Below are 1,340 nucleotides of genomic sequence, written 5' to 3' on the forward strand. Positions count from 1 at the left end.
GTCTATGACCACGACACCTTCGTGTGCACGGCGATCGATGAAGCCCACCCCAACCAGCGGTACAGCCTCCATGACATAGAGACCGCGCGCCGGGCCCGCCGACGAGAACTCCGCCGGGGCATCAACGACCGCATCCCCGCCGCCAATCGATCCCAGCCAGAACCACCCGCGCCACCACCTCCCGCACAGCGGAAGCGGAAGCAGCTACGGACCTACGAAGAGGACGAGTAGATGAGTCGCGATTTCATCGTCACCAAGGAGCACCGCCGCTTCACCGAGTTCGCAGGCGCCATCCGCAAGGACGTCACCATCGGCATCTGCCATGGGGAGGCAGGCGTCGGCAAGACCCAGTCGGCCCGCAGATACGCCCACTGGGACATGCTCGAGCCCTTCATCCAGGACTGGGGGCCGCGCAGCGATGCCGACCTGAAGCACTACGCGGCCGCCCACCGTTCCCGCACCGTCTTCTACACCCCCGAGGTCCTCCCCAAGCACCGTGACCTCATGCGCGATATCGAGTTCTACCGTGCAAAAGTGGGAATCCTGATCTACGAACACCTCTGCGAGATCGGCAAGATCACGACCACGGTGGTGCCCCGCACCATCGACTTCACCGAACTGATCATCATCGATGAAGCCGAGCGACTCACCCCGACAGCACTCGAGCTCCTACGGGACCTCCACGATCGCCACCACGTCGCCCTGATGTTCATCGGCATGCCCGGCATCGACCAGCGTTTCCGCCACTACCCCCAGCTCTACAGCCGCCTCGGCTTCTCCCACCGCTACCGCGCCCTCGCACAAGAGGAGCTGCTGTTCGTTCTGACTCGTCACTGGAAACGCCTCGGCCGCACCCTCGACCCCGAAGACTTCACCGACGCGCAGGCCATCGCCGCGATCGAACGCATCACCCGCGGCAACTTCCGCCTCCTCGAACGGCTATTCCCTCAGATCGGCCGCGTCCTGAAGATCAACCAACTCGACACCATCACCGACGACGTCATCGAAGCTGCCGCCAGCACCTTGGTCACCGGCTAGCTGTAGGAGGGCATGACGTTGTTGACTCGGGCCGGTGCCAACGAGGTTGGCGGGGCGTCTCCGCAGGAGGTATGAGGCCGATGGTAGTTGTAGTGGTTCACCCACACCGCCAGGGCCTCACGCCGAGCTTGCTCTGAGGTGTAGGGGCGGGCGTAGAGGACCTCATCGACCATCAGCCGGTTGTACCTCTCCACCTTCCCGTTGTGACGCGGGGTGTAGGGTCGGATCCGGTGATGCCGGCCTCCGAGCGAGACCACCTTCCGGGTGAAGTCCGCAGCCCGGTAGTTGTTTCCGTTGTCCGT

The 1,340-nt window shown here is 64.0% G+C and carries 2 protein-coding genes and 1 pseudogene; 2 read left to right on the top strand and 1 reads right to left on the bottom strand.

Features of this window, described 5'->3' with window-relative positions; all coding sequences use genetic code 11:
- Together ACFWJO_RS38305 and ACFWJO_RS38310 are read left to right on the top strand one after the other, a co-directional pair.
- Positions 1 to 231, top strand: a pseudogene (locus tag ACFWJO_RS38305) (transposase); the annotation flags it as partial.
- Complete coding sequence (locus ACFWJO_RS38310; RefSeq protein ID WP_036313271.1) at positions 232 to 1,038, top strand: AAA family ATPase; 807 nt, start codon at positions 232 to 234, stop codon at positions 1,036 to 1,038.
- On the opposite strand, the gene ACFWJO_RS38315 is transcribed toward ACFWJO_RS38310, so the two are convergent.
- Positions 1,035 to 1,340, bottom strand: a 306-nt coding sequence (locus ACFWJO_RS38315) for an integrase core domain-containing protein (protein ID WP_386872788.1), incomplete at its 5' end; no start/stop codon positions are given. The two genes, ACFWJO_RS38310 and ACFWJO_RS38315, sit on opposite strands and share 4 nt — an antisense overlap.

Source organism: Streptomyces sp. NPDC127092, assembly GCF_042722475.1.
In the GTDB taxonomy this organism is placed as follows: Bacteria; Actinomycetota; Actinomycetes; order Streptomycetales; family Streptomycetaceae; genus Streptomyces.